This is a genomic window from Parasphingorhabdus sp. (genome assembly GCF_039968395.1).
GTDB lineage: Bacteria > Pseudomonadota > Alphaproteobacteria > Sphingomonadales > Sphingomonadaceae > Parasphingorhabdus.
This window is the reverse complement of sequence record NZ_JBDVPV010000001.1, coordinates 440442-464985: the sequence shown is the minus strand read 5'-3', so window position 1 is coordinate 464985 and position 24544 is coordinate 440442. Positions and strand designations below refer to the sequence as shown.

General features: G+C 54.7%; 23 protein-coding genes. 15 read left to right on the top strand and 8 right to left on the bottom strand.

All coding sequences use genetic code 11. The features are described from left to right. Positions 1-14: 14 nt before the first annotated feature. The 3 genes from ABJI30_RS02240 to ABJI30_RS02230 form a co-directional block, all read right to left on the bottom strand. A complete protein-coding gene (locus ABJI30_RS02240; RefSeq protein WP_348015281.1) occupies positions 15-1502 on the bottom strand; it encodes a SulP family inorganic anion transporter in 1488 nt (495 codons plus the stop codon). A gap of 112 nt (positions 1503-1614) precedes the next feature. Continuing rightward, the gene (locus tag ABJI30_RS02235; protein WP_348015280.1) at positions 1615-2316 is read right to left on the bottom strand and encodes a glutathione S-transferase family protein; all 702 of its coding nucleotides are present in this window, start codon (positions 2314-2316) and stop codon (positions 1615-1617) included. Positions 2317-2368: 52 nt separating this feature from the next. Then, positions 2369-3532: an isovaleryl-CoA dehydrogenase gene (locus ABJI30_RS02230; protein WP_348015279.1), complete on the bottom strand. Its 1164-nt coding sequence runs from the start codon at positions 3530-3532 to the stop codon at positions 2369-2371. A 156-nt stretch (positions 3533-3688) separates the two neighbouring features. Here ABJI30_RS02230 and ABJI30_RS02225 point away from each other — a divergent pair, with 156 nt between their 5' ends. The 3 genes from ABJI30_RS02225 (at position 3689) to ABJI30_RS02215 (ending at position 8404) form a co-directional block, all read left to right on the top strand. Further along, positions 3689-4732 (top strand): quinone-dependent dihydroorotate dehydrogenase, encoded by a 1044-nt coding sequence (locus ABJI30_RS02225; RefSeq protein WP_348015278.1) that lies wholly within the window; start codon positions 3689-3691, stop codon positions 4730-4732. 37 nt (positions 4733-4769) lie between these two features. Next, positions 4770-6455: a gamma-glutamyltransferase gene (gene ggt / locus ABJI30_RS02220; protein ID WP_348015277.1), complete on the top strand. Its 1686-nt coding sequence runs from the start codon at positions 4770-4772 to the stop codon at positions 6453-6455. 191 nt (positions 6456-6646) lie between these two features. Further along, positions 6647-8404 carry an AMP-dependent synthetase/ligase gene (locus ABJI30_RS02215; protein WP_348015635.1) on the top strand — a complete coding sequence of 586 codons (1758 nt, stop codon included), beginning with the start codon at positions 6647-6649 and terminating at the stop codon, positions 8402-8404. A gap of 30 nt (positions 8405-8434) precedes the next feature. Here the strand turns inward: ABJI30_RS02215 and ABJI30_RS02210 are convergent, their stop codons facing one another. Then, positions 8435-8851 carry a hypothetical protein gene (locus ABJI30_RS02210; RefSeq protein WP_348015276.1) on the bottom strand — a complete coding sequence of 139 codons (417 nt, stop codon included), beginning with the start codon at positions 8849-8851 and terminating at the stop codon, positions 8435-8437. A 72-nt stretch (positions 8852-8923) separates the two neighbouring features. Continuing rightward, positions 8924-9646, bottom strand: a complete 723-nt coding sequence (gene gloB, locus ABJI30_RS02205) for a hydroxyacylglutathione hydrolase (RefSeq protein WP_348015275.1) — start codon at positions 9644-9646, stop codon at positions 8924-8926. Between the two features lie 108 nt (positions 9647-9754). Between gloB and ABJI30_RS02200 the strand changes: the two genes are divergently transcribed. Beyond that, positions 9755-11479, top strand: a complete 1725-nt coding sequence (locus ABJI30_RS02200) for a diguanylate cyclase (protein WP_348015274.1) — start codon at positions 9755-9757, stop codon at positions 11477-11479. Positions 11480-11487: 8 nt separating this feature from the next. Here ABJI30_RS02200 and ABJI30_RS02195 read toward each other — a convergent pair whose 3' ends face one another. Further along, entirely contained in the window at positions 11488-11931 is a 444-nt protein-coding gene (locus tag ABJI30_RS02195) for a VOC family protein (protein ID WP_348025362.1), read from the bottom strand. 114 nt (positions 11932-12045) lie between these two features. On the opposite strand from ABJI30_RS02195, the gene ABJI30_RS02190 reads away from it, so the two are divergent. The 10 genes from ABJI30_RS02190 (at position 12046) to ABJI30_RS02145 (ending at position 20940) form a co-directional block, all read left to right on the top strand. Further along, a complete protein-coding gene (locus ABJI30_RS02190; protein WP_348015272.1) occupies positions 12046-12780 on the top strand; it encodes an SIMPL domain-containing protein in 735 nt (244 codons plus the stop codon). 199 nt (positions 12781-12979) lie between these two features. Further along, a complete protein-coding gene (ccoN, locus tag ABJI30_RS02185) occupies positions 12980-14638 on the top strand; it encodes a cytochrome-c oxidase, cbb3-type subunit I (protein WP_348015271.1) in 1659 nt (552 codons plus the stop codon). Between the two features lie 13 nt (positions 14639-14651). Further along, positions 14652-15386 (top strand): cytochrome-c oxidase, cbb3-type subunit II, encoded by a 735-nt coding sequence (gene ccoO, locus ABJI30_RS02180; protein WP_348015270.1) that lies wholly within the window; start codon positions 14652-14654, stop codon positions 15384-15386. Next, complete coding sequence (locus tag ABJI30_RS02175; RefSeq protein WP_348015269.1) at positions 15383-15562, top strand: cbb3-type cytochrome c oxidase subunit 3; 180 nt, start codon at positions 15383-15385, stop codon at positions 15560-15562. The genes ccoO and ABJI30_RS02175 overlap by 4 nt, the downstream gene beginning before the upstream one ends. Further along, positions 15549-16493 carry a cytochrome-c oxidase, cbb3-type subunit III gene (gene ccoP, locus ABJI30_RS02170; RefSeq protein ID WP_348015268.1) on the top strand — a complete coding sequence of 315 codons (945 nt, stop codon included), beginning with the start codon at positions 15549-15551 and terminating at the stop codon, positions 16491-16493. The genes ABJI30_RS02175 and ccoP overlap by 14 nt, the downstream gene beginning before the upstream one ends. Continuing rightward, on the top strand, positions 16480-17931 hold the full coding sequence (gene ccoG, locus ABJI30_RS02165) for a cytochrome c oxidase accessory protein CcoG (protein ID WP_348015634.1): 1452 nt from the start codon (positions 16480-16482) through the stop codon (positions 17929-17931). Before ccoP ends, ccoG begins: the two co-directional genes overlap by 14 nt. Before the next feature lies 1 nt (position 17932). After that, positions 17933-18409, top strand: coding sequence for a FixH family protein (locus tag ABJI30_RS02160; protein WP_348015267.1), 477 nt, complete (start codon positions 17933-17935; stop codon positions 18407-18409). A 35-nt stretch (positions 18410-18444) separates the two neighbouring features. Beyond that, the gene (locus ABJI30_RS02155) at positions 18445-20538 is read left to right on the top strand and encodes a heavy metal translocating P-type ATPase (RefSeq protein ID WP_348015633.1); all 2094 of its coding nucleotides are present in this window, start codon (positions 18445-18447) and stop codon (positions 20536-20538) included. Then, a complete protein-coding gene (ccoS, locus tag ABJI30_RS02150) occupies positions 20535-20705 on the top strand; it encodes a cbb3-type cytochrome oxidase assembly protein CcoS (protein WP_348015266.1) in 171 nt (56 codons plus the stop codon). Before ABJI30_RS02155 ends, ccoS begins: the two co-directional genes overlap by 4 nt. Next, positions 20689-20940 carry a hypothetical protein gene (locus ABJI30_RS02145; RefSeq protein ID WP_348015265.1) on the top strand — a complete coding sequence of 84 codons (252 nt, stop codon included), beginning with the start codon at positions 20689-20691 and terminating at the stop codon, positions 20938-20940. Before ccoS ends, ABJI30_RS02145 begins: the two co-directional genes overlap by 17 nt. A gap of 206 nt (positions 20941-21146) precedes the next feature. Here the strand turns inward: ABJI30_RS02145 and ABJI30_RS02140 are convergent, their stop codons facing one another. Next, complete coding sequence (locus tag ABJI30_RS02140) at positions 21147-22145, bottom strand: glucokinase (RefSeq protein WP_348015263.1); 999 nt, start codon at positions 22143-22145, stop codon at positions 21147-21149. A 186-nt stretch (positions 22146-22331) separates the two neighbouring features. On the opposite strand from ABJI30_RS02140, the gene ABJI30_RS02135 reads away from it, so the two are divergent. Then, positions 22332-23123: an IclR family transcriptional regulator C-terminal domain-containing protein gene (locus ABJI30_RS02135; protein WP_348015262.1), complete on the top strand. Its 792-nt coding sequence runs from the start codon at positions 22332-22334 to the stop codon at positions 23121-23123. A 13-nt stretch (positions 23124-23136) separates the two neighbouring features. Here ABJI30_RS02135 and ABJI30_RS02130 read toward each other — a convergent pair whose 3' ends face one another. Then, the gene (locus ABJI30_RS02130) at positions 23137-24540 is read right to left on the bottom strand and encodes an FAD-dependent oxidoreductase (RefSeq protein ID WP_348015261.1); all 1404 of its coding nucleotides are present in this window, start codon (positions 24538-24540) and stop codon (positions 23137-23139) included. Positions 24541-24544: the final 4 nt, after the last annotated feature.

Genomic DNA, 24544 nt, shown 5'->3' with positions numbered 1-24544 from the left:
CTGCTCGCAGAAAACTAGTGGCCGACGATACCCAGGCTTTCAAACGGCCGGTCGTTTTCGCTATATTTCTCAACAAGCGTTGCGCTGGCTTCGTTCATCCCGATCAGTTCAACCTCTTTGCCTTCATTCTTGAGCCGTTCGACAATCTTGTCGAGCATGCCTGTCGCCGAAATATCCCAGAAATGGGCATCGTGAACATCGATAACGACCTTATCGATACCGTCTTCGTTAAACTCCATGGCTTCGTAAAGCATGTCGACCGATCCAAAAAAGATCTGCCCGCCAAACACGTAGCGGTGAGTTGTGACTTCGACAAAATCCTGGATCGTAACGAGCTGGCGAACTTTCCATGCAAAGAAAATACCCGACAGCAGCACACCGGTCAGCACGCCGATAGACAGGTCATGAGTGGCGACCACCATGACAACCGTTGCAATCATCACGACATTGGATGGCCAGGGGTGGTGGGTAATTTCGGTAAAGCTTTTCCAGCGGAAGGTACTGATCGAAACAAAAATCATGACGGCAACCAGGGCCGGCATCGGAATTTGCGCCACCCAGCTGCCCAGTCCGACAATCAGTACCAGCAACATCACACCGGCGACAAATGTGGAGAGCCGTCTCCGGCCGCCGGATTTAATGTTGATCACCGACTGCCCAATCATCGCGCAACCGCCCATGCCGCCAATGAAACCGGTGACAAAATTGGCGATGCCCTGACCATAAGTTTCACGCTTCTTGTCACTGCGCGTTTCAGTCATGTCATCCACAATCGAGGCGGTGAGCAGGGATTCAAGCAAACCCACCGCAGCCATGGCCAGAGAATAAGGCGCGATGATCCGCAATGTTTCCCAGGTAATCGGAATTTGCGGTACGTGAAACCACGGCAGGCTGTCGGGCAACTCGCCCATGTCGCCAACGGTAAACACATCCGCTTTGAAGTACATGCTGATGCCCGCAAGGACAATAATCGCAGCCAAAGGTGACGGCACCAATGTCGTAATTTTCGGGAGCCCGTAAATTATCGCCAGTCCGGCTGCCACCATTGCATAGGCCTGCCAACCAATATCATCTCCCCAGAGTTGCGGCCATTGCGCCATGAAGATCAGGATCGCCAGCGCGTTGACGAAACCGGTAATCACTGACCGCGAGATAAACCGCATCAGCATATCCAGCCTTAATAGTGCCGCTATCGCCTGGAAAATGCCCATTAATATAGTTGCCGCGAACAGATATTCAGGTCCATAATCCCGAACCAGAGGAACGACGAGCACGGCAACGGCAGCCGTTGCGGCGCTGATCATACCGGGCCGACCACCGATCATGGATATGATGACGGCAATCGAGAAGCTTGCATAGAGACCCACGCGTGGATCGACGCCGGCGATGATGGCAAAGCCGATTGCTTCTGGAATCAAGGCCAGAGCCACAACCAGTCCAGCCAGAAATTCGGTTTTCGGGTTGGAAAGCCAGTCGCGCTTGAAATCGCTGTGAATCGCCATGTTACGGGCCTCAATCAAAAAAATTCGGGAAATATGCTGCAATGCAGCATCAGCTTTACCCGGCTTTGAACGAAGCGCCGTCTCTAATCAACCGTCAATTTGCAGCAGATCATCAAACGGCCGCCCGAAAATCCTGCAATATCGTTGCGCTGGCTGCAATTTCCTCTTCATGACCGATTTCCCGTAACGGTTCGGCCAAAGCTTCCGCTTCCCATTCCTGCATCGCGGGATGTGAAATCATGTGATCAACCCAGATCTTGCCAGCAGCGCCAATATCAAGGTCAAACGAACGAACACGAAATGCAACGGGTGCAAAAAAGGCATCAACGGCAGAAAGCGATTCACCGGCCAGCCAGGGACCGCCAAAACGATCCACACCCTCAGCGAACAGTTCGCTGATCCGATCGATATCCCGCTGCAATGATTTGTCGATATCATGCATTCTGGCACGAACGCCGACATTCATCGGACACTGATTGCGCAACGCCGAAAAGCCGCCATGCATTTCTGCTGATGCGCAGCGCGCCCATGCTCGCGCGCCATCTTCCACTGGCCAACAACCTGCATGACGCTCTGCGAGATATTCGATAATCGCAAGCGAATCCCAAATCGTGCTTACGTTTCCTTCCCGGTCCCTATCCTTGAGACACGGCACCTGCGCATTGGGTGCAAACTTTCGGAACCGCTCGTAATTTTCAGCTTCAAAATAAACAATCTCATCCTCAAACGGGATATCCAGAGCGTTCATCAATATCCACGGACGCAGTGACCAGCTGGAATAGTTCCGATTGGCGGTGACAAGTGTGTAGGTCATGCAAACTCCCATTGGAAGATTGAGATACTGATTCCTCGAGGCAAGTCGTTGTTCACGCCCCTCCGATCAGTTCCCGGCCAATCAGCATCCGGCGGATTTCGTTGGTGCCCGCGCCGATGTCGAGCAATTTGCTGTCGCGCCAGTAACGCTCTACCGGCCAGTCTGTCGTATAGCCTGCTCCGCCGAGCGCCTGAATTGATTCCTCGGCGACGCGGACGCTGCTTTCCGACGCGTACATGACCGCGCCGGCTGCATCGAACCGGGTGGTCTGTCCGGCATCGCACGCCTTGTTGACTGCATAGACATAGGCCCGCGCGCTGTTCAGGCGCACATACATATCGGCAATCTTGCCCTGCATCAGCTGAAATGTCCCGATCGGTTTTCCGAACTGCTTGCGTTCGCGAACGTACGGAATGACCGTATCGAGGCACGCCTGCATCAAGCCGAGCGGAATCGCGGCGAGCACGGCTCGCTCATAGTCGAGACCGGACATCAGCACACCGACGCCGCCATTAATCGGGCCCATGACATTTTCCTCCGGCACTTCACAATCGTCAAACACCAGCTCGGCCGTTGGACTGCCCTTCATGCCGACCTTTTCGATCTTCTGGCCGATGGAGAAACCCTTCATGCCCTTCTCGATCAGAAAAGCAGTAATGCCGCCGGACCCTGCGTCGGGCCGTGTCTTGCCATAAACTACCAGCGTGTCCGCATCGGTCGAGTTGGTGATCCAGAATTTGGTTCCGTTGAGGATATAACCGCCCTGCACCGCTTCGGCTTTGAGCTTCATCGACACGACATCAGAACCAGCCCCGGCTTCGGACATCGCCAGCGATCCGACATGTTCGCCGGAGATCAGCTTCGGCAGATATTTTGCTTTCTGCTCGGGGGATGCCCAGCGGCGGATCTGATTGACGCAGAGATTACTGTGCGCTCCGTAGCTCAGTCCGAGAGCCGCACTGCCGCGACTGACTTCTTCCACTGCAATCGCATGCTCGAGATACCCGAGCCCCAGACCGCCATCGTCTTCCTCAACGGTAACGCCGTGCAGGCCCAGTTCGCCCATTTGCTCCCATAGCTCACGCGGGAACCAGTCTTCACGGTCCATTTTTTCCGCGAGTGGCATGATCTTTTCTTCGGCAAAGCGCCGGGTAGTATCACGAATCTGGTCGGCCATTTCGCCGAGCTGAAAATCAAAATCAGGAGTAGCAATCATAATCACCTCGTTTTTCTGTTTGAGCGCATATCATATTTGGTTGCGACTGCGATCAAATTCTCGGCAAATTATCGGCAAAATTTCCCCGCGAAGTTTTCGGCAAACTTCTGATGCAGGCCATTGCCCATCCATCCTTGCAATGCCATAGGCGCGGCCATGCTATATGATCTTGCGCGTCCGTTCTTTTTCTCCCTCGAGGCTGAAAAAGCCCATGGCCTGACCATTGCCGGGCTCAAAGCTCTGCCACTCGGTCCTGCCCCCAAAAACGATCCGGTCCTCGCCACCAAATTGGCGGGACTGACATTTCCCAATCCGATCGGAATGGCGCCCGGGTTCGACAAAAACGGTGAAGTGCCTGACGCCCTGGTCCGTCTGGGCTTTGGGTTTGCAGAGGTCGGCACGCTGACACCCCTGCCCCAGGCCGGAAATTCCAAACCGCGCATCTTTCGTCTGCCGGAAGACAAGGCCGTCATCAACCGACTGGGGTTTAACAATGAAGGGCAGGACAAGGCGATACCCCGGATCAAGCGCATAGGTCGCCGGATGGGCAAGGGGATTCTCGGAATTAACATCGGTGCCAACAAGGACAGCGCAGATCGTATCGCCGATTATGTCATTGGCGTTCGCAACATGGCGCCGCTCGCGGACTATCTCACCGTCAATATCAGTTCTCCCAACACGCCAGGCCTGCGGGCCTTGCAGGACAAAGGCGCGCTTGAAGAGTTGCTGTCAGCGGTGATGGAAGCCCGCGGCGATATTGAGGTTCCGGTTTTCCTCAAGGTTGCTCCCGATCTCGAACCGGCTGATATCGACGATATTATTGATGTGGTGATGACCCACAAGCTGCATGCCCTTATCATATCCAACACGACGATTACCCGTCCGCAGCTTCAATCTGCCAATGGCGAAGAAACCGGCGGGCTGTCCGGTGCACCGTTGAAAGACCTCGCGCTGCAAAGGTTGAAGGATTTTCGGACTGCAAGTGGCGGAAAAATACCGCTTATAGGTGTGGGCGGTATCAGCACGGCTCAGGACGCGTATGACCGAATCCTCGCAGGAGCGTCTCTGGTTCAGCTCTATACCGCAATGATTTACGCGGGCCCGGCGATCGCCCGGCGCATGAACTGCAACCTTGCAAAGCTGCTCAAACGCGACGGCTTTGCTTCGGTTGGAGATGCTGTCGGCGCGGGCGACAAATGATTTGCCAAAAGACCGGCGCGTCCATAAAACTCTGGCCATGAAAAAACTCCTGACTTTCTTCGCTTTTTTCCTGATCACACCAATAGCCTTGCCGGCACAGGCTCAGAATGTCGGCACGGCTGCATCAGCTCATCCTGAGGCCACCAAGGCCGGATTTGAGATATTGCAGGCGGGCGGCTCGGCTGCGGATGCGGCCATGGCGATGATGCTGGCCCTCACGGTTGTAGAACCGCAATCCAGCGGCATCGGTGGCGGCGGCTTTTTACTCCATCATGACGGAGATCGAGGCTGGATTGAAACAATCGATGGCCGTGAAATGGCGCCATCGTCCACCAAGGTAGACAGATTTCTCGACAAGGACGGAAAGCCCGAAGGATTCCGCGCATCGGTTCCCGGCGGCAAGTCTGTGGGCGTGCCCGGAAATATGCGACTGATGGAAATGGCCCATCGCAAGTGGGGCAAGCTACCATGGGAACGCCTGTTTGAACCTGCGATCCGCCTCGCCGAACAAGGCTATGCCGTCAGCAACCCGCAATCGGACTGGATGAAGCGACTGGCGCCGCTCTGGGTTGGATTCCCCGAAATGCAACAGCTTTACTGGCGCGATGGCGCTCCCGCTACGCCCGGTACGATCATTAAAAACCCGGAGCTCGGCAAGCTTCTTCGGGATTTGCAAGCTGGCGGGGCCGATGCCTTTTACACCGGCGAAACTGCAGCGGCCATTTCTGCAGCGGTGGCCAATGCGCCCGCCAACAAGGCGGCGATTTCTGTAGATGATTTCGCAAATTACAAAGCCAAGCAGCGGGCGCCGGTCTGTTCCATGTACCGCGCTTACAAGATATGCGGCATGGGACCGCCATCATCCGGCGGCACCACTGTTCAGCAGATACTTGGCATGTTGGAGCGGTTCGACATGAAGGCCATTGGTCCCGACAATGCCAAGAGCTGGCACCTGATCGCCGAAGCCATGCGTCTGGCCTATGCGGATCGCGAAAAATATCTCGCTGACCGGGATTTTGTATCGGTACCGGTCGCGGGACTGATTGACCCTGCCTATGTCGGCAAGCGGTCAAAAATGATTTCCGCTCGTCGCGCCCGGAACAGCTATTTGGCAGGAAATCCGCCGGGCGCTGAACGTCGCACGGCGGCAATATCATCAGAAGTCGCTGGCACCACACATTTTACGGCTGTCGACAGCGAAGGTAATATCGCAAACATGACCTCCACGGTCGAAGGCCCGTTTGGCAGTCAGCTGCTGGCGCGCGGCATGGTGCTCAACAATGAACTGACCGACTTTACATTCGCGCCCGAGAAAGACGGTGCTCCGGTTGCCAATCGCGTCGAAGCCGGCAAACGGCCCTTGTCTTCGATGTCGCCAACGATTGTCTACAACGCGCAAAATGAACCGGTTCTGGCGCTGGGTTCGGCGGGCGGGAAGCGGATTATCATGCACGTGACCAAAACCCTGATTGGCGTAATCGACTATGGCCTGACGCTCGAACAGGCCATGGCACTGCCAAACATCTATTTTCGCAGAGACAAGGTCTTGATTGAAGGCGCGAGTGATCTCACCAAATTGCAGGCTGATATCGCCAGTTTTGGTCATGTTGTGGACACATCTGGCCTGCCATCCAAACTCGCTGGTGCTCAGAAAACTGACAAAGGCTGGGTCGGCGCCGTTGATCCGCGCAGCACCGGCCAGGCGGTGAGCGAGCTTCCCTAGCCAGACGACGGGCTGGATGATGATCGAGACTACAGCAAAAATGTTTGCCCGAGCCATCTATCCACGCTAGCCTGAAACCGGAAAAGCAGCCTTCCTGTTCGGGACACGGCTGATGAGAGGGTGTAATAGTGGCTGCGAAAAAAACAAAAGATCGTTATCTTGAAATTGACGGCTTCTCCAATCTTGTTTCGATGTTTTTTGCCCGTGCAGAAGCGGCTGGAGAAGCGCCTTTTTTGAGCGCCAAGATTGATGGAGAATGGCGTTCCACCAGTTGGGCAGAAGCGGCAAGACAAGTCGCAGCTCTCGCAAAATCGCTGAAGAAAATAGGCTTGAAGCCCGGAGACAGGGTCATGCTGGTTTCGGAAAACCGTCCGGAATGGTGCATCGCTGATCTTGGCATCATGGCGGCGCAATGTGTGACCGTTCCGACATATGTCACCAATACGCCCGGCGATCATCAGCACATACTGGACAATAGCGGTGCCCAGGCAGTGATCGTTTCGGATCAAAAGCTGGCACAGAATTTGTTGCCTTCGATTATCAGTTCTGCAGATGCTGATATTGTTATCGGCATTTCCGATCTGCGGATCGGTCAGACCGGCGATTTTGCAATCCATCGCTGGGCCGATCTGGTTCAGGGTACCGATGAAGATGTCAAAGAGGTCGCTGATCAGGCCAAGGCCATTACACGCGATGACACGGCCTGCCTCATCTACACCAGCGGCACGGGAGGCAAACCGCGCGGCGTGATGCAGCATCACGGCGCCATCTTGCACAACGTCAAGGGACCGGCGGAGGTCATTGAAAATGATTTTGGCTGGGACGATGAAGTATTCCTGTCATTCTTGCCCCTCAGCCACGCGTATGAACATAGCGCCGGTCAGTTCTTCCCGATCGGACTGGGCGCCGAAATCTATTATTCGGAAGGACTGGAGAAACTGGCCTCGAACATCGAGGAAGTCCGGCCGACGATCATGGTGGTTGTCCCCCGACTTTTTGAAGTCCTTCGCCAGCGTCTGATCAAGACCGTCGAAAAGCAGGGCAAGATGCCAAATTACCTGCTGGGTAAAGCTCTGGCCATTGGCGAACGGGAAGCGGACGGCAAGAAACGGAAACGGGACAAGCCCATGGAATTGTTCCTCAATCGGACCTTGCGTCCAAAGGTCCAGAAACGGTTCGGCGGTCGGATCAAGGCTATGGTATCGGGCGGCGCACCACTTAATCCCGATATTGGCGTCTTTTTCCAGGCTTTGGGCCTGACATTGCTGCAAGGCTATGGCCAGACGGAGTCGGGCCCCATCATTGCCTGCAACCGTCCCCGCACCGGCCTGAAAATGGATACCGTCGGCCCGCCGATGATCGATACGGAAGTCAAGATTGCCGAAGACGGCGAAATCCTGGTCCGCGGCGAACTGGTGATGAAAGGATATTGGCGCAATCAGGCGGAAACAGACAAGGTCATCAAGGATGGATGGTTGCATACCGGTGATATTGGCCTGATTGACGAAGCCGGCCGTGTCGCAATCACCGACCGCAAAAAAGACCTTATCGTCAACGACAAGGGCGAAAATGTCGCACCCCAAAAGCTTGAAGGAATGCTGACTTTGCAACCGGAAATTCTGCAGGCCATGATCGTTGGCGACAAGCGCCCCTATATGGTGGGCCTGGTTGTTCCGGACCCGGAATGGGCACTGGAATGGTCCCGCAATGAAGGCAAGACTTACGATTTCCTGAAACTGCAGGCAAACCCCGCATTCAAGGCAGCAGTCCGCGAAGCGGTTGACCGCATCAACACAAATCTGTCTGTTACCGAAAAGATCCGGCGATTTGAATTTGCAGATGAGCCATTTGCGATCGAAAACGAAGAACTGACGCCCAGCATGAAAATCCGGCGTCACGTCATTCGGGAACGCTATCAGGAAAGACTGGATTCCCTCTACAAGAAGTAGATCGCGATCCGTCTCAACCGAAGACTGATATCAGCTTTCCTCTTTGGTATAGGGAACGAAGCGACCAAAGGAACAGCTGTCATAGTGAATGCCGGTCGACAGGTCTGTTACTTCGGCAATTTCTCCGCTGCACAATCTGGAACTGAACCGCTTGGTCACCAACGTGTTATCTTCGGCATCCCGGCATCCGCCATAGGGTTCGTTGATATAGATAGTCTTTGGATTGCTGCTGCGTTGATAGATCAGATATTTGTCACCAACTACTGTCAGCCTTTTCTGATCGATCCGGCTGATACAACTGACCGGTTCTCCAGCGACGCGCCCCTCAATCTTTTTATCGAATCTCGTTTGATCTTTTTCGTTAAGCGTGAGTTCCTTGACGCCGCTATTCGCTGCAGGTGCGGCCAAAATCAGTGCCATGGGTAGTGCGAAAATCATCTTTTTCACTGTGTTTCTCCTGGTGATGCCCCCATCAATGAAACTATGTAACATAAAAAGCGGTAAAAACGAAATTTCCGGCTAAAAGTTATCCTTTGCGGTCCGGCGATCTGCCAGTTCCGCAATAGATTCCGCCCGCATGAAGGGATTGGTCGCCCGTTCCAGTGCAATGGTTGTCGGGACAGTTGCTTCTCCTACCGCACGCGCGGCGAGAACGGCATCCATGCGATCGCGGATCGCCTGATTTTCAGGTTCGGCCACCAGCGCATATTCCCCATTGCTCTGGGTATATTCGTGCGCGCAATAGACGTGCGTTTCACCGGGCAGCTTTGCCAGTTTTTGCATATTTTCAAACATCTGGGACGGCGTTCCTTCAAAAAGACGTCCGCACCCCATTGCAAACAGCGTATCCCCGACGAAAATCGCGTCCTCGGACGGGATATGGAAGGCGATATGCCCAGCGGTATGGGCTGGCACATCGATCACGTCTGCAACAACGTCGCCGAGCCGAACGGTGTCTCCGCCACTAACCATGGTGTTAAGCGTCGGAATGCGTTCCTTCTCGGCTTCTGGCCCGGTAATATGGCAACCCGTCGCTTCCTGTATCGCAGCATTGCCACCGGTATGATCGGGGTGCCAATGCGTGTTCCAGATTTGCGTGATTTTCCAACCACGATTTTTAGCTTCCTCAAGAACCGGATCGGCCACAGCAGGATCAACGACCATTGTTTCTTTCGAAACGGACTCATGGACCAGCCAGACATAATTGTCGGACAGCACGGGGATTCTGATTATTTCAAGCATTTTGGCAAATTACGCGCTTAAGACAATGCTGTCGATGCTTAACTGTAAAATAAGGATTTTACATTAGTTCACAATGCTTGTTGAGGATCGAATCCGGAAGGACAAAATTTGCGCATTCTTGCTGCATTTATCGCGTTTTTCTGTTTGTCGATACCGGCGAATGCATCCGTCCGTCTGTCCGATGACCTGTGCACAATGGGGACTGCGCTCAATGGCCAGATTTCCGATGTTGTTGCGGCCAGTCACAAGTTCGACTGTTCATCTGAGAAATTTGATTTCTCCGGATCAAAACTCTGGATAAGGTTTCCTTTCGAAGCCAGCCGGATTCCAACCGGTGCTGTCGAGATTCAGGGTGACAATAATGGTCTGACATCGATGGCTGTCCATGCGGTATTGCGGGATGGCAGCATAGAATCCCGTTATTTTTCGGAACAGGAAGTCATCAACAGTTGGCGGCCCAAAGGCCACTACGGACTGGAAATACCGCGCTCCGGAGACCCTTCGATCAGAAACCGGATTGAAACAGTCTATGTGTCGCTCGACAATCCGAGGGTCGCAAGCTCCATCACCTTGTTGCAGCTCAATTCGAAACAGAAATGGGATGATCTCAAATTGCCGCTATCGGCGATGTTTGCATTGCTGTGCGGGATGGCGATAATGCCGTTTTTCTATAATGTCTTTTTCTACGGCGCCCTGCGGTACAGTTTCATGCTGTGGCACAGCGTCATGATCATGGGGACGGTCGTCTATACGTTCAGTTCGTCCGGGTTAATGTTCCTTGTATTCCCCGAAACAACTCTAACGACCAAATTCCTGCTCAACTACTGGACGCTTGCAATAGCTATCGCCGCCAGCGGTTTCTTCCTCGATCGCTTTGTCGAGACCGGGAAAATCGCAGGATGGCTGCGCCCGCTACTTTTGGTATCAGCGGTATTGCCAGTGTTTGTAACGGCCTGGATTTTTCAAACCACCCATGGATATGACACGAATATCCGTAACTTCTATCATGCTTCGTTCCTCCCCTATCTGCTGATTGTTCTTTATACTATGGGCCATGCCTTGCGGCGGGGCAGCAAGGCGATCTGGTTTCAGATCGCTGCATGGACGCCGATCATCATATTCAGCCTGGATCGGATTGCGCGCGGGATGGACGTGTACATTGGCATTCACGAGCTGGACTACGGGCTCTATTTCGCACTGGTGCTGGAAACAATCGTCCTGGCTTTTGGTGTTGCAACCCGGATCATGAAGTTGCGGCGCAAACATGAAAACACGCTTCGAAAACAGGTTGAGCTTACCCTGCTTGCCGAAACAGACGGCCTGACATCGATAGGCAACCGCCGCGCCTTTGAAAGCGCCTTCAAGGACAATCTTTCCAACCGGAAGTATAGCCATATCGCGATACTGGACATCGATTTCTTCAAAAGGGTCAATGACCGTTACGGGCACGAGATCGGTGATGAAGTGTTACGGGTTGTTGGCCGAAAACTCGCCGAAACAGATCATTTTGCCGCCCGAATTGGCGGAGAGGAATTTGCGTTGCTGTTTCAGGTAGACGAGCGGATGATGCGCAGCGAAAACGCGGCATCAGTCATGACGGCTGTCTGTGAGGATTTGATCAGAGCAGTGCATGAAGCCGTTCCGGAAATCGAACAGCCCGTGACCTTCTCCGCGGGTATCTCCTCAATTCCCAGGCGCGCGTCGTTAAAATCGGTAATGGCGGTTGCGGATCGACGCCTATACAATGCAAAGAATAATGGCCGCAATCAGGTGGTCAGTTTTGATCTGACCGAACGCCCGGGATCACACGAAGGCGATGTCGCCAAGGCATAGGCCGAACTTCACCACTCACCGATATTTTCCATGCTTGCCCAAGGTTCCTGAACCGGCTGGTTCTCACCAGACTGCAGCAGCTCCACAGAGATATTATCCGGGGATCGCACAAATGCCATGTGTCCGTCACGAGGCGGGCGGTTGATCGTCACGCCGGCATCCATCAGTTTCTGGCAAAGGTCATAAATATTGTCGACGCTATAGGCGAGATGCCCAAAATTTCGTCCACCGTCATATTGTTCCGGTGCGCTGCCATCTTCTGGCGGCCAATTGTGGGTCAATTCTACTTCTGCAACATCCTTTTGTCCGGGAGCAGCCAGGAAGATTAGCGAGAACCGGCCCTGTTCACTGTCATAGCGCCGGACTTCTTCGAGACCGAGCAGATTGAAGAACCGGATCGTGGCGTCAGGATCGGTAACGCGCAGCATGCTGTGTAGATATTGGATCGCCATTTTGGGATAAAACTCCATTCATCGCTATTCAGAAACGGTTCATCGCAGACGTCGCAAAGCCGAACCGGGTTGCTGGAATCTGTTTAGATGGCAAGATGGGAAAGCGAAAGAGATATGACGGAGAATGGTGAGAACGGAAAATTTCTGGACAAGAAAAACAATGTCTGGCTGGCCAGTGCGGGAATATTGACACTGGGACTTATTGTCGGAGGCTATTTGCTGGGCGACGGGCTGCTGCGCGCCAAAATGGCCGATCGCAGCGTCACCGTGCGCGGCCTGGCCGAACGGGAAGTCACTGCCGATCTGGCAACCTGGACCATCGCCTATTCGGCCCAGAGCACCAATTTGCAGGCCGCCCAGCAAGACATGGATCAGGATACGGCGGCAATCACGGTCTTCTTTAAAGAACTCGGTTTCAAGGCGGATGCACTAAAACCGACCGGTGCCAATGTGAACCAGTATAGCAGCAATGGGATTCCGAGATACACGATCCGCCAACGGCTCTCCCTGCGGACAGATGATATTGAAAAAGCGCAGGCAGCTGTCGCACGCCAGTTTGATCTGGTGCGGCGCGGGGTCGTTCTCGAAGATGGTTCGGGGATGAGCTACACGTTTACAAAGCTCGACGAAATCAAACCGGAAATGGTTGCCGAAGCGACCAAGGATGCCCGCAAGTCGGCGGAGCAATTTGCCAAGGATAGCGGCACCGATGTCGGCGGTATCAAATCTGCGACCCAGGGTTATTTTTCGATCAACAGCCGGGATGGTGATGGCGGTGGTTACGGTGTGACCGATACGCCGTATAAAAAAGTGCGCGTGGTCACCACCGTGAACTTTTACCTCGACTAGAGAGACGGCGACAAGCCGCATCTAAACCAAAATCTGCCGTTTTGCCGGGCGACCAAAGCGTCGCCCGGCATCGCTTTCGAGGCATTGTTAACAGTAAATTTTTTTCTTTGATTTGGATCAATGTTTTCGTTCTGACGGCGTTCCAGAGTCCTTTGCGTGGAGAGCGGCATGCGGTGTCGCCGAAACGGGGAAGGACAATATGGATATTCTTTTGATGAGGGCCAGCGGCTGGCTGGCGTTAGCATTTCTGGCATTTGCCGCAATGGTTCTAGCTGTCGACGGCGGTTTCGCCATTCACATGGCGATTATCGTCATAGCCTGCCTGATCGGCTTGTGGGTTACGATCAGCAAGGCGGATTATGCCGCCATTGGCCGTGGTATTATCAATGCCCCTGCCGATCAGGGCATCTATGATGATGACCCCATAAGATGGGGCGTTATCGCAACCATATTTTGGGGCATGGCAGGGTTTCTAGTGGGTTTGTACATCGCGCTGCAACTCGCCTTCCCGGTTCTCAATCTGGGCCTGGAATACACGACTTTCGGGCGGCTTCGTCCGCTCCATACTTCTGCAGTTATTTTTGCTTTCGGAGGCAATGCGCTGATCGCGACGAGTTTCTACATCGTCCAGCGCACCTGCAGGGCGAGGTTGGCCTTCCCCGGCCTCGCCCGTTTTGTTTTCTGGGGGTACCAGCTGTTTATCGTGCTGGCCGCCACCGGCTATCTGCTCGGCGTTACCCAATCCAAGGAATATGCCGAACCGGAATGGTATGTCGATATCTGGCTGACCATCGTCTGGGTGAGTTATGCGGCGGTCTATATCGGAACGATTGCCAAACGGTCCGAACCCCATATCTATGTCGCAAACTGGTTTTTCCTGGCGTTCATTCTCACGGTTGCAATGCTGCATCTCGTCAACGGCCTGGCGATGCCGGTCAGCTTGTTGGGTGCAAAAAGCTACAGCGCCTTTGCCGGAGTGCAGGATGCCCTGACCCAGTGGTGGTACGGACATAACGCCGTTGGCTTTTTCCTGACCGCGGGCTTCCTTGGCATGATGTATTATTTCGTGCCCAAGCAGGCCGAGCGCCCGGTCTACAGCTATCGGCTGTCGATCATCCACTTCTGGTCGCTGATCTTCCTTTATATCTGGGCCGGTCCGCATCACCTGCACTACACGGCGTTGCCCGACTGGGCACAAACGCTGGGCATGGTCTTTTCGATCGTGCTGTGGATGCCAAGCTGGGGCGGGATGATCAACGGCCTGATGACGCTGAACGGCGCATGGGACAAAATCCGGACCGATCCGATCATCCGCATGATGGTCCTTGCCCTCGCCTTTTACGGGATGAGCACATTTGAAGGGCCGATGATGTCGATCAAGGCAGTCAATAGCCTGTCCCATTATACCGACTGGACCATCGGACATGTGCACAGCGGAGCGCTGGGCTGGAACGGGATGATTACCTTCGCAGCTCTTTACTATCTGGTTCCACGCCTTTGGGGTCGTCCGCGACTTTACAGCTTGCGCATGGTGAATTGGCATTTCTGGCTCGCGACCGTTGGCATCGTTCTCTACGCCGCGTCGATGTGGGTTGCCGGAATCATGCAGGGCTTGTTGTGGCGCGAATATGGTGACGATGGCTATCTTGTCTATTCATTCAGCGAAGTGGTCTCTGCGATGTTGCCGATGTATCTCATCCGCGCAGCGGGCGGCCTGCTCTACCTCGCTGGTGCTGCGGTGCTGGTCTACAATGTCTGGATGACGATCGCCGGCAAGGTGCGTGATGAAAAGTCGATGACGGAGACGCCTTATGACGAAGCCGCCGACAAACCCATAACCGCCGTACCGGCCGAGTGAGGGAGAGAAAATCATGACCAGTCTCACGCAAAAACACAAAAAAATCGAACGCAATGTCACTTTGCTTGCGGTCTTCTCTTTCATCGCTGTGATTATCGGCGGGATTGTCGAAATTGCGCCGCTGTTCTGGATCGACAGTACGGTGGAGGAAGTGGATGGTGTGCGGCCCTATACACCGCTCGAACTCGCGGGGCGCAACATCTACATCCGCGAAGGTTGTTATACCTGTCACAGCCAGATGATCCGTCCCTTCCGGGACGAAGTGGAACGTTATGGTCACTATTCGTTGGCAGCAGAAAGCATGTATGATCATCCGTTCCAGTGGGGTTCGAAACGGACCGGGCCGGATCTGGCACGCGTAGGCGGGCGCTACTCGGATGAGTGGCATGTCCAACATCTGATCGATCCGCGCAGCGTTGTACCGGAATCCATCATGCCGCCATATGCGTTCCTCGCAGGCCGCGAATTGAAAGCCGGTGACATGACCGCTCACTTGCGGGCGCTATATCGACTGGGCGTTCCGTACACCGAAGACGCCATGGCCAGGGCCAATGAAGACCTGGTACTGCAAGCGGACGAATTTGGCAGTGCAGCAGAATTGCAGGAACGCTACCCCAAGGCGCTGGTTCGCGACTTTGATGGCGATCCTGACAAGCTGACCGAGATGGATGCGCTGGTCGCCTATCTTCAGATGATTGGGACATTGGTCGATTTCGAAACGGGTGAAGCCCAGGAGCAACCGCGATGAACTACGAGGACCTGCGCCACTTTGCCGATAGCTGGGGCCTGGTTTTCATGGGGTTCCTGTTTCTCAGCCTCGTCGGCTGGACGTTCCGCCCCGGTTCGGGCCGGACGCATGAAGACCTCGCGCATATGATCTTTGACGATGGCCAGGAAGAAGGGGCCGACCATGACCGAGAATAAATATATCGACAAACCCACCGGAACCGAAACTGTCGGCCATGAATGGGACGGTATCGAAGAACTGGACACGCCGATGCCGCGCTGGTGGCTGTGGACGCTTTATGCGACAATAATCTGGGCTCTTGTTTATGTCGTTCTCTATCCTGCGTGGCCCATGGTCAACAGCGCAACCGAAGGCACGCTTGGCTGGACCAGTCTCGGAGAACTGGATGCAGAACTGGCTGAACGGGATGCAGAACTGGCACCCATTCATGCAGCGATCGAACGCACTGCCGTTCAGAAGCTCCCGGATAATCCCGAATTAATGCAACAGGCCGTTCAGGGCGGCGCTTCTGCCTTCAAGGTTCATTGCGTGCAATGTCACGGCTCAGGTGCAGCCGGTTCAAAAGGCTATCCCAATCTGAACGATGATGAATGGTTGTGGGGCGGCGATCTCGAAGCCATCGAATATACATTGCTGCATGGCATTCGGCAGCCGGATCATGACGAGACCCGCTTTTCCCTGATGCCCGCATTTGGCAAGGACGGAATATTGCAGCCCAATGAAATTCAGGATGTGGTATCCCATGTCCGCACGCTGACCGGCGAAGAAAAAACCAGCCGTGCGGCGCAGCGCGGGGCCGTGCTTTTCGAAGCCAATTGTGCAATTTGCCATGGAGCTGACGGCAAAGGTGATCGCATCCAGGGTGCCCCTGATCTAACGGATTCCATCTCCCTGTACGGGACGGATCGAGACAGCCTGACAGAGACCATTGTCAACAGCAGATATGGTGTCATGCCGCGCTGGAACCAGCGGCTCGATACGGTTACCATCCGTATGCTGGCCGCCTATGTTCACTCTCTGGGCGGTGGTGAAGCCAATCCGCAACCTGCAGAACAGGCCGAAAGCGAAACCGGTATGACCGAAAGTGCCGATGATGGGCAGTCCTGACGAACTTCTCGATCCGGAACTGCAGCTTTATGAAAAGCGCAAGGGCGTTTATCCCAAAGCCGTAGACGGATTTTTCCGGCGGATGAAGTGGGTGATCATGGCGGTCACATTGGCGATATATTACGTGACGCCGTGGATCCGCTGGGACCGGGGACCTTATGCACCCAGCCAGGCGGTCCTGGTAGATCTGGCCAATCGCCGCTTTTACATGTTTGGGATCGAAATCTGGCCGCACGAGTTTTACTATGTCGCGGGATTGCTGGTGATGGCAGGTATCGGCCTGTTCCTCGTCACATCGGCAGTGGGTCGGGCATGGTGCGGTTATTCCTGTCCGCAAACCGTATGGACCGATTTGTTTCAGCATGTCGAACGCTGGATTGACGGCGACCGCAATGCACAGTTCCGGTTGCAGGATGCGCCCTGGGGACCAAAGAAGATTGGCAAACGTCTGTCCAAATGGTCGGTTTGGCTCTTTTTGTCCTTCTGGACTGGCGGTGCCTGGATCATGTATTTTGCAGATGCTCCAACACTGGTGGTTGATTTCTGGAGCGGGCAAGCCGCAACTGTCGCCTATGCAACGGTAGGGATATTAACCGCAACGACGTTCATCTTTGGCGGTTTCATGCGCGAGCAAGTGTGTATCTACATGTGCCCGTGGCCTCGTATCCAGACTGCGATGATGGACGAAAACTCCCTGCTGGTCACATACAGGGACTGGCGCGGCGAAACACGCGGCAGCATGAAAAAGGCAAAGGCGAATCCCGGAGAATTTGGAGATTGCATCGATTGCAATCAATGTGTCGCCGTATGTCCGACCGGCATCGATATTCGCGAAGGGCCGCAAATCGGCTGTATCACTTGTGCGCTGTGCATCGACGCCTGTGACAAGGTGATGGAACAGGTCGGGCGTCCACGTGGATTGATCGACTATATCACATCTGACAATGCGGAACGCGAGCAAGTCGGTGAACCGACTCCACCCGTTTGGAAAACCTTGCTCAGCCCCCGGACAATCCTGTATTTTGCGGCGTGGACCGGCATCGGTCTCGGCATGCTGTTCGCGCTGGGCAATCGCACCCGTCTTGATCTGGCTGTGCAGCATGATCGCAATCCGGTCTATGTCCAGCTTTCGGAAGGCGATATCCGAAACAGTTACACCGCCAAGATTCGCAATATGGAAAATCGACCGCGCGAAATGGAAGTTTCGATTTCCGGTCTCGACGGAGCGACCATCTGGTCTGGCGGAAACCAGAGACCGGCAAGCCAAAGCATGATAAAAACGACTGTGCCCGCGGACAGCGTAGCCAAATTGCGGCTGTTTGTAGCCGCACCGTCAAACGACCAATCGCGATCGGAATTCAACATGAGCGTTCGGGGCATTGACGACGAAACACCGAGCGATACCGAAACACTGTTCTTTGAACGACCGGAAAAATAGAATGAGCAAACCCAAACCCACGCCCCGCAGAATAAATGGCTTTCACGCCACCTGGATGTTTATTGCCTTTTTCGGAGTCATCTTCGCGGTCAACATGCTGATGGCGCGTTTCGCGGTTTCGTCTTTTGGCGGAACTGTGGTCGACAACAGCTATGTCGCCAGCCAGAATTATAATAAATGGCTCGAGGAGGGCCGGCAACAGGCGAGTCACGGCTGGTCCTTTTCCAAAGCTTCACGATCCGGTGAACAGTTGATTTTTTCGGCAATTGCAGAGGATCAAAACCCGCTGGAATCCATGACATTGTCTGCAGAAGTTTCTCATCCGGTCGGACGAACTGAAACGTTCGAACTGACATTCGGGGAAACCGCGCCAGGACAATATCGCAGTATCGAAGCCGTCCCTGCCGGTCGCTGGAAGTTGAAAGTCCGTGCGTTACGAGACGGACAAGCGTTTAACTTTCTGGATGAGATAAAGTGACCGCCGCGCTGGCATCCCGTGATCTGGACGTCGCCATGTTGTGCGAGGACAGCCGGTTTGTCGTGCCTGGCATGCGCTGTGCCGGCTGTATTTCAAAAATCGAACGGGGGCTGGCTGAAATTCCCGGCGTCGTCACCGCGCGCGTCAATTTCTCTACCAAGCAAGTCGCGGTTTCACACGAGCCTGAACTGGGCGGAGACGCCTTGCTTTCGGCAATCGAGAAACTTGGCTTTGAAGCACAATTGCTGGCCGACAATCCGCTGGCAGAAGATCGCGGCGATACCGAGCGCCTGCTTCGCGCATTAGCTGTCGCCGGATTTGGCATGATGAACATCATGCTGCTGTCGGTCAGTGTCTGGTCGGGCGCAATAGGCGTTACCAAAGATCTGTTTCACTGGCTCTCGGCACTGATCGCTGTTCCTGTCATCGCCTATTCCGGACGCCCCTTTTTCGCTTCGGCGGCGATGGCGCTGCGATACATGCGCACCAATATGGATGTTCCGATCAGCATCGGCATATTGCTGGCCACCGGCTTGAGTCTTTATGAAACGGCAACGGGCGGGGCTCATGCCTATTTCGATGGTGCGGTCATGCTGATTTTCTTTTTGCTGACCGGACGCGTGCTTGATGGAATGATGAAGGATCGCGCCAGAGAGGGTATCTCAGCGCTGCTGAAGAAAACCGCAACCGGCGCGATGATTGTGCAGGACGATGGCACGACGCGCTGGACCAAAGCAGAGGATATTCTGCCTGATATGATCATGCATGTCGCAGCGGGTGAGAATCTGGCTGCTGATGGCATCGTGATGAAAGGTCGCAGCGGTTTTGACATATCGATGCTAACCGGTGAGAGCGATCCACAAATGCGCGGTGAAGGTGACAGCGTACTTGCCGGAACACTTAATCTCACCGGACCTGTCAATGTCCGGGTCACCGCCGCAGGGCAAGATACGAGCATTTCGGACATAGCCCGATTGATGGATGAAGCCGGTCAGCACCGGTCTTTCTACATTCGGGTATCGGACCGCGCTTCGCGCTATTATGCCCCTGCTGTACATAGTCTGGCCCTTTTATCGTTCATCGGCTGGATGATCGCCGGAGCAGGATGGCATCAATCGCTATTGATAGCGGTCGCAGTACTGATCATCACCTGCCCCTGCGCACTGGGCCTTGCGGTTCCTGCTGCTCAGGTCGTGGCCTCTGGTGCATTGATGCGGCAAGGTGTCATGGTCAAAGATGGCAGCGCCCTCGAGCGGCTCGCGCAGGCAGACCGGGTGGTTTTCGACAAGACCGGAACTTTGACAATGGGGGCCGCGCTGCCCGAAAATCTTGATAGCCTGTCCCCCGTACAAAAAGCTGTGGCGCTGACCCTGGCCCAATCCAGTCGTCATCCTGTCAGCCAGGCTCTCCGCAAGGCGCTGGTGCAGGAAGAAATCATGCCTTTGTCGGAAATTGAAGATATTTCAGAGGTTCCCGGAGAAGGCGTAAACGGCGTCTGGCAAGGCAAATCGGTTCGGCTGGGGCGTGCAGAAAAAGCTATGCAGCAGATTACAACCGAACTGACGATCGGTGACGACCTGCAGATTATATATCTCAACGACGAGTTACGGCCCGATGCCAGGCTGGCAGTGGATCTTTTTAGTAAAATGGGTCTGTCAGCGTCCATTCTTTCCGGCGACAAGCTCGAAGCTGTGGCGCCTGTGGCGCGAAAACTGGGCATTACCGCGCAGGCATCCGCATGTCCGGAGGACAAGGTCGAGGCGATCACGCGTCTGACGCAGTCCGGTTGCAATGTCTTGATGGTAGGGGACGGCCTCAATGATGGCCCTGCGCTGGCAGCTGCCTATGTTTCTATTGCTCCAGGATCAGCAAGCGATGTCGGCCAGCAGGCCGCCGATGCCGTTTTCACCAGTGACTCGCTATTGCCTACAGCCATTGCAGTGAAAGTGGCCCGCAAAACAATGCAAAATGTTCGCCAGAATTTCGCATTGGCCATCGGCTATAATATTCTTGCCGTCCCATTGGCCATTGCCGGCATGGTGACACCGCTCATCGCCGCAATAGCGATGTCAATGTCATCGCTGATTGTCGTCGGCAACGCCCTGCGACTTCGCGGAGCGGCAAAGTGAGTGGCCTCGCAATCTTGATTCCGGTCGCGCTTTTTATGGGGCTATGCGGACTGGCGTTCTTCTTTTGGGCAATGCACAACGACCAGTTTGAAGATCTCGAAGGCGCAGCCCACCGGGTGCTGATTGATGATGAAGCGGAAACGAGCCCAGATGATGAAGCGATTTAGAAGGGCGGGAACGACAAGTTTGCCGGCGGCTTTGGCATTGATGACGCTGGCGGCATTTCCAGCCGCTCCTGCCAGCGGGATGATGACGCTGGAATTGTGCAATTCCGAGGGTGAAGTCCGGGAAGTAACGATACCGCTGGAACGCGATGGTGCCCCTTCAAAGAAAGATTGTGCAAGTCCCTGCCATGCCTGTCTTTCGCGTCAGAAAAATAGCGGACCGACAGCGCGAAAATAACAAGCAGCCCGAACCTTCATTCCATCAGTCCGGCGAAATTTTGTTCTCGGCCATTGCCTGCATTCGCGCTGGCAACAGCGACAATATCTGCTGCCTCTGGTCGCTCGAGGCTCCGGGCCACTGCGCTATCTCCGCCATGGTACGACCACATCCAATGCAATAGCCGCTGGGTTCGTCAATCTTGCAAATATTGTTGCAGGGAGACGTCATTTACTGTTTCCCGCCGGTCTTGTTATCTCATGTTCTTTCAGAAATGCCACGGCTGCACCATATAGGCCTGGCTCTTCACGTAAAAACCGTTTCACCGGAATCTGATCCATCAGGCCCCCGAAGCGCCCCTTTGCAGCAAACCGACTGTGAAAGCCTGATGAAGGCAGATGATGCGCAATCCGGTTGCCGAGTCCGCCCGAGATGACCACTGCATCCGTGCCATGCGCAAGCGCCATATCACCGGCAAATCCTCCCAGACACAGGCAGAACCGCTCAAAAGCCGCCGCTGCCAGGCTGTCTTCTCCACTGGATGCCAATTGCCATAAAGCCTTGTCATCCAGCTGTTTCGGCTGTTGCCCGTCCATTTCCGCGACCATGCGGTAGAGCAGTTGCAGCCCCGGCCCGGCGACGATGCGTTCTACCGATACCCGGCCATGTTGCTTGCGCAGGCTATGCAGCAAACGGTCTTCAAAATCATCTCGGGGCGCAAAATCAATATGGCCTGCTTCCGTTTCAGTGATGTGATATTTATCGCCCTTCCGGCAAATATGGGCCACACCCAGGCCGGTTCCGGGTCCAATCAAGGTGATGGAGTGTTTTTCGCTTATCGGACTTTCCGGACCGCAAATATGTTCAAACTGATCGTCACCCGGCCATGCCGCAGCATGCCCGACAGCGCCAAAATCATTGACGAGGCTGAAACGCTCAAGCTTCAGTGTTTCGCATATGAGCTGGGGGCGGATCATCCAGCTGCTATTTGTCAAATGCAGCACATCACCACCCACCGGTGCAGCAACGGCAATGGCACCATCGACCGGCAGGTCACGCCCAATGGCTGCGCTATAGGCTGCCCAGGCGATTTGAAGACTGGCATGGTCGGCGCTGTTCATGGTGATCTGGTTGTCGAGCTGGATAACCCGGCCGTTCCTGACCACCGCAATCGCGAACCGCGCATGCGTTCCGCCAATATCGGCAACGATAATTTCCTGCGGCATAGTCGGTCAGCTTCTTTCTGTTGCGTGTATCACCACGGCCCTGCCGCTATTGAATACAGTTGTGACAACAACAATTGAAGGCTTCATATTCATCCCGACGGATGGGCGAATTTTCCGCCGGATAATAGCACTTGCTAGATGCACGATAACTGGCTTATCTATCCGCCTGACGGATAGGGAGGTCATATGGAGCGCGGTGTACCAGTTAGAGCGATCTCACGCGGAATTGCTGTCTTGTCCGCGGTGAGTCGGGACGGTCCGATCACCATGATGAACATCTCGAAAAGTGCAGATGTACCCTATCCTACTGCTTGTCGCATTGTGCAGACCCTATTACATGAGGGCCTCATTGAACGAGAACCCGCGCGCAAGAAGTATCGGGTTACCTCTCTTGTCCAAACCCTCGCCACTGGTTTTCAAGCGGAAGATCAACTGGTCTCGGTCGCACGGCCTCATCTGGAAGAACTTTGTCGCAAAGTCAGCTGGCCGGTCTCGCTGGCAACACGGGTTGGCACCCGGATGATGGTGCGTGACTCCACCCATAAAATGACATCGCTGACTTTCTCGAATTACTATCCAGGCTATACTCTTCCGATAGCAGAATGTGCGACCGGCAAGGCCTATCTGGCCCATTGTTCGGACGAAGAACGTCAGACCATAATCGAAGCCTGGGAAGCGACCGACAATGAAACTTCGAAAATGGGATTGTTGATGGTGTCCGATGATGTGGTGCTCGACAAGATTCGGAGCGATGGCTTTGCGATGCAGGCGCGCAATTTCTACAACGAAGAACCCGGAAAAACATCTTCACTGGCAGTGCCGGTCAATGACGCCAAGAACGAACTTATGGGTTCCCTGGCGCTGATCTATTTCGCATCTGCACTTAAACCGGACCAGGCGGTCGCTGAATTCCTGCCCGTAATGCAACAGTCAGCCCGGGCCATCACCGCCAGTCTCAACAGCGACATCGGCGCTTAATTCGAAATCCTGTCTATGTAGATTGGCGAGCAGCATGTTCGCCAGCCAGTCGCCCGAGCGTGGTTGCGGTCAGCAGACCATTGCCCGCAATATAACCATCTGCACCGGGACCGGAAATGCCGCGCGCCGCACCGCCTCCTGCATAAAGGTTCGGAAAGGGTGATCCGTCTTCTTGCAACACCCTCGCATCACCATCGACTTCCAGACCGCCTTGCGTATGAAAGAGCGCACCGGTGACGCGTACGGCATAATAAGGCGGGGACAACTTCCGCTTCCCTTCAAAACTGCGCCCGAATCTGTCGGGCGCATCGCTGTCAATCAAGGCCCATGTTTCTTCCACGCTGGCTTTTAGTCCGGCCAGATCCACGCCAGCTTTTTCAGCCAGTTCTTCAAGGGTGGCCGCAGTCATCAGACAGCCGGCTGATTTGGCCTGCTGATAATCGTCAAATTGCTCCATGATCTGGTGCCGGGTTTCATCATAAATGCTCCAGGCCACATGACCTTCCTGTTCCAGAACCTTCACCGCCTGCTCCGAATAGCCGGCAGCTTCGTTGGAAAAGCGCTGTCCGGCACGGTTCACCTGAATGCCGCCTTCGACAATCAACGGCCAGAGTATGGGAATACCAAATCCCGCAGCCAGCCCGGCATGGCCTTGATAGGCACTCAGATCAGCCATGCTGGCCCCCAACTTCTTGCCCCATGCTATGGCATGACCCTTGTTTCCCGGATGGCCGTGAAAGGTTGCATGTTCGAGTTCGGGGATCAGATCCGCGACCATCTCCTGATTCCCGGCAAATCCGCAGGAAGCCATTATCAAGGCGCCGCAACCGACAATGTCCTGCCCCCCGTCAGGGCGGGTGGCTGCCACTGCAATCACGCGATTGGCGGCATTGACATAGAGTATGTCAACTGTGGCATCCGTCAGGATATCGACGCCTTCAGTTTCACAGGCGGCAGCGAGCGCGCCCATAAGTTCCCCGCCGGAGCGACTGGGCATTCCGTGCATTCGCAGCGCGCTATGTCCGGGATAGGTAAAGCCTTCGACGAGGCTCAACCCGATCTCATGGTCGTCCATCAGCCAGTCAATCGTCCGCGCGGATTGTTCTGCCAGACGCTGGACGAGCGCGTGATCCACCTTGCCTTTGGTCTTGGCAATAATGTCCTGCGCAAATATGGCAGGACTATCTTCGATTTGCCCGGCAATCTGTGCTTTGCTACCGGCCGCTGGAATGAGACCGGTAGACATGCTTGTCGTCCCGAGAGGCTGACGATCGCGCTCGATGACGAGGACTTCCGCTCCGGCATCGCGCGCTGCCAAAGCTGCACAAAGACCCGTTCCACCTCCTCCGACGATAACGACCGGAATGTCCATGATCGTTTTCACATTTTCGGTGCGAATGACTTCAATCTTGCTCATGCAT

What these genes read in the sequence shown, in the direction of transcription:
- ABJI30_RS02225 (WP_348015278.1), top strand. Translation starts at nt 3,689, where the DNA reads ATGCTATATGATCTTGCGCGTCCGTTCTTTTTCTCCCTCGAGGCTGAA.
- ccoO (WP_348015270.1), top strand. Translation starts at nt 14,652, where the DNA reads ATGACCAGTCTCACGCAAAAACACAAAAAAATCGAACGCAATGTCACT.
- ABJI30_RS02195 (WP_348025362.1), bottom strand. Translation starts at nt 11,931, where the DNA reads ATGGCGATCCAATATCTACACAGCATGCTGCGCGTTACCGATCCTGAC.
- ABJI30_RS02135 (WP_348015262.1), top strand. Translation starts at nt 22,332, where the DNA reads ATGGAGCGCGGTGTACCAGTTAGAGCGATCTCACGCGGAATTGCTGTC.
- ccoG (WP_348015634.1), top strand. Translation starts at nt 16,480, where the DNA reads ATGGGCAGTCCTGACGAACTTCTCGATCCGGAACTGCAGCTTTATGAA.
- ABJI30_RS02230 (WP_348015279.1), bottom strand. Translation starts at nt 3,532, where the DNA reads ATGATTGCTACTCCTGATTTTGATTTTCAGCTCGGCGAAATGGCCGAC.
- ccoN (WP_348015271.1), top strand. Translation starts at nt 12,980, where the DNA reads ATGGATATTCTTTTGATGAGGGCCAGCGGCTGGCTGGCGTTAGCATTT.
- gloB (WP_348015275.1), bottom strand. Translation starts at nt 9,646, where the DNA reads ATGCTTGAAATAATCAGAATCCCCGTGCTGTCCGACAATTATGTCTGG.
- ABJI30_RS02190 (WP_348015272.1), top strand. Translation starts at nt 12,046, where the DNA reads ATGACGGAGAATGGTGAGAACGGAAAATTTCTGGACAAGAAAAACAAT.
- ABJI30_RS02155 (WP_348015633.1), top strand. Translation starts at nt 18,445, where the DNA reads ATGTTGTGCGAGGACAGCCGGTTTGTCGTGCCTGGCATGCGCTGTGCC.
- ABJI30_RS02160 (WP_348015267.1), top strand. Translation starts at nt 17,933, where the DNA reads ATGAGCAAACCCAAACCCACGCCCCGCAGAATAAATGGCTTTCACGCC.
- ABJI30_RS02140 (WP_348015263.1), bottom strand. Translation starts at nt 22,145, where the DNA reads ATGCCGCAGGAAATTATCGTTGCCGATATTGGCGGAACGCATGCGCGG.
- ABJI30_RS02215 (WP_348015635.1), top strand. Translation starts at nt 6,647, where the DNA reads ATGTTTTTTGCCCGTGCAGAAGCGGCTGGAGAAGCGCCTTTTTTGAGC.
- ccoP (WP_348015268.1), top strand. Translation starts at nt 15,549, where the DNA reads ATGACCGAGAATAAATATATCGACAAACCCACCGGAACCGAAACTGTC.
- ABJI30_RS02235 (WP_348015280.1), bottom strand. Translation starts at nt 2,316, where the DNA reads ATGACCTACACACTTGTCACCGCCAATCGGAACTATTCCAGCTGGTCA.
- ABJI30_RS02240 (WP_348015281.1), bottom strand. Translation starts at nt 1,502, where the DNA reads ATGGCGATTCACAGCGATTTCAAGCGCGACTGGCTTTCCAACCCGAAA.
- ABJI30_RS02145 (WP_348015265.1), top strand. Translation starts at nt 20,689, where the DNA reads ATGATGAAGCGATTTAGAAGGGCGGGAACGACAAGTTTGCCGGCGGCT.
- ggt (WP_348015277.1), top strand. Translation starts at nt 4,770, where the DNA reads ATGAAAAAACTCCTGACTTTCTTCGCTTTTTTCCTGATCACACCAATA.
- ABJI30_RS02130 (WP_348015261.1), bottom strand. Translation starts at nt 24,540, where the DNA reads ATGAGCAAGATTGAAGTCATTCGCACCGAAAATGTGAAAACGATCATG.
- ABJI30_RS02175 (WP_348015269.1), top strand. Translation starts at nt 15,383, where the DNA reads ATGAACTACGAGGACCTGCGCCACTTTGCCGATAGCTGGGGCCTGGTT.